Source organism: Dyadobacter frigoris (genome assembly GCF_005280585.1).
In the GTDB taxonomy this organism is placed as follows: Bacteria; Bacteroidota; Bacteroidia; order Cytophagales; family Spirosomataceae; genus Dyadobacter; species Dyadobacter frigoris.
Map to the genome: position 1 here is coordinate 1 of NZ_SZVO01000048.1, position 2,294 is coordinate 2,294.

Here is a 2,294-nt window from a genome sequence, read left to right on the forward strand (position 1 = left end):
GCCAATGGGATCAGTATCGGAATGATGATCGCGTTAAAGATCACAGCTGACAAAATCGCACTTTCCGGGCTGTTCAGATCCATGATATTCAAACCTTTAAGCGCTGGTATCGAAGCGATAAACAAGGCAGGGATGATGGCGAAATATTTGGCAACGTCGTTTGCGATCGAGAAGGTTGTCAGCGTACCGCGGGTCATCAAAAGCTGCTTTCCGATTTCTACGATTTCAATCAGTTTGGTAGGATCATTATCCAAATCCACCATGTTTCCTGCTTCCTTAGCTGCCTGCGTACCACTGTTCATTGCCACGCCAACATCCGCTTGTGCAAGTGCCGGTGCATCGTTGGTCCCATCCCCCATCATCGCGACCAGTTTTCCGCTTTCCTGCTCTCTTTTGATGTAATTCATTTTATCTTCCGGCTTGGCCTCTGCGATAAAATCATCTACGCCCGCTTTTTCAGCAATAAACCTGGCAGTCAAAGGATTATCACCGGTAACCATCACCGTTTTTACCCCCATCTTACGCAGACGCTCGAAACGTTCGCTGATACCCGGTTTGATAATATCCTGTAATTCAATCACACCCAGCACTTTTTCATTTTCAGAAACTACCAGCGGCGTTCCACCGTTGTTGGAAATCGCTTCTGTTCTTTCCTGAATGTCAGCCGGAAAGTTATTGCCTGCCTTTGTGGTCAGATTTCTGATCGAATCAAAGGCACCTTTCCTGATTCTGGTTTCGTCAAAATCAACACCTGAACTTCTGGTTTCAGCGGTAAACTTGATAAAGGTTGGATTATTCAAATTGGCATAAGTTGACGGGTTTAAATTCGCCAGTTCAAGAATTGATTTCCCTTCCGGGGTTTCATCGGCGATTGAACTTAGTACGGCACATTTGATAAAGTGATTATCGGTCACGCCTTTGGCCGCGTAGAAATTCGTAGCTTTTCTGTTACCAATTGTGATCGTACCTGTTTTATCCAAAAGCAGCACATCGATATCACCCGCTGTTTCCACCGCTTTACCTGATTTGGTAATCACATTGGCACGAAGCGCCCGGTCCATCCCGGCAATACCGATTGCTGAAAGCAGACCACCAATCGTTGTCGGGATCAGGCAAACGAATAGTGAAATAAATGCGGCAATCGTAATCGGTGTATTGGCATGGTCTGCAAACGGTTTCAATGTGACGCAGACAATAATAAAGACAAGCGTAAAACCAGCCAGAAGAATCGTCAGCGCAATCTCATTCGGTGTTTTCTGACGGCTTGCTCCTTCTACCAGAGCGATCATTTTATCAAGAAAACTTTCCCCCGGTTCTGTGGTCACCATGACTTTTATCTTGTCCGATAAAACTTTGGTACCACCTGTAACGCTGCTTTTATCACCACCTGCTTCACGGATTACCGGCGCACTTTCACCTGTGATAGCGCTTTCATCAATTGTTGCAAGACCTTCGATAATTTCTCCGTCCGTTGCGATATTATCACCCGCTTCACAGATAAAAACATCTCCTTTTTTCATCGAAGCCGACATCACCTGTCTTGTCGAAACCGAGAAGCCGGCTTTGTTTTCGATAACCAACCTGGCTGGTGTTTCTTCTCTTGTTTTACGCAAGCTGTCAGCCTGCGCTTTTCCTCTTGCTTCGGCGATTCCCTCTGCGAAATTGGCAAAAAGCAAAGTCAGAAGAAGGACCAGAAAAACGGTGAAGTTGTAGGCAAAACTGCCCTGGGATTTTTCGCCCATCAAAGTCCATATACTTACCACCAGCATAATCACCGTTCCGATTTCTACCGTGAACATCACCGGATTGCGGAACATTATTTTGGGGTTTAATTTTACAAAGGCCTGTTTGAGGGCTTCATTAACCAAGTCCTTCTGAAATAAGGACGTATCTTGATTTTTCATTTCATTAAGGCTTTTGGCCGTTAGCGATTAGGTATTAGCTACTTTCGATATTTGATGATCTGTTGACTGAACAGATTTTACAGGTAGCTTTTTTATTTATTATTTTGAAATCGAGTCTTAACGCAGCGTGAAATATTCAGCGATCGGACCCAGCGTCAGTGCCGGAAAGAAGGATAAGGCTGTGATAATCACAATAACGGCCAGAACCATGATTCCAAAAGTTGAAGAATCCGTTTTTAACGTTCCTGCACTTTCCGGGATGAATTTCTTATTTGCAAGAAGTCCCGCGATCGCAATCGGACCAATGATCGGAATGTAACGAGACAGGATCAGAATAAAACCTGTGGTGATATTCCACCATGGATTATTGTCGCCCAGACCTTCAAATCC

2 protein-coding genes are annotated in these 2,294 nt (G+C 44.7%); both read right to left on the minus strand.

Annotation, left to right across the window (positions count from 1 at the left end; genetic code table 11):
* On the minus strand, positions 1-1,904 hold a 1,904-nt coding region (gene kdpB / locus FDK13_RS35120; protein ID WP_137344669.1), incomplete at its 3' end, for a potassium-transporting ATPase subunit KdpB.
* 117 nt (positions 1,905-2,021) lie between these two features.
* A partial coding sequence (locus tag FDK13_RS35125) for a potassium-transporting ATPase subunit KdpA (protein WP_137344670.1) occupies positions 2,022-2,294 on the minus strand: 273 nt, incomplete at its 5' end.